Source organism: Roseitalea sp., from assembly GCF_984466335.1.
On record NZ_CFIFWG010000183.1, the window covers coordinates 5,032 to 5,502 of the forward strand.

At 69.6% G+C, this 471-nt stretch carries 1 pseudogene; it reads left to right on the plus strand.

Going from position 1 to position 471, the window contains the following annotated elements:
- Positions 1 to 471 (plus strand): annotated as a pseudogene (locus tag AC5E6L_RS13680) (ABC transporter permease); the annotation flags it as partial.

Sequence of the window (471 nt, forward strand, 5' to 3'; positions counted from 1 at the left end):
TCGTAGCTGTTGGAGTCGGAGCTGCCGGGGTCGGACACCGTCACCGTGAACGTGCTCGGGCGCAACATCACCGCGCGCATCGCCAATCTGAGGCAGGTCGAGTGGGAATCGCTCGCCATCAACTTCGTGATGGTCTTTTCGCCCAACACCTTCGCCGGCGCGCCCCACTCCTGGCTGGCGACGCTGACCATGCCCGGAGCGGACTTCGAGCGGGAGGCGGCCGTGCTGTCGGCGGTCACCCGCGCCTTCCCGGCGATCACCTCTGTGCGGGTCAAGGACGCCATCGATCTGGTCAACCGCGTGATCGGCCAACTCGCGACCGCCGTCCGCGCGGCGGCCGCGGTGGCGCTGGTTGCCTCGTTGCTCGTTCTGGCCGGCGCGCTGGCCGCCGGCAACCGGGCGCGCATCCATGACGCCGTGGTGCTCAAGACGCTGGGCGCGACGCGAGCCGCATTGATCGGCGCCTTCGTG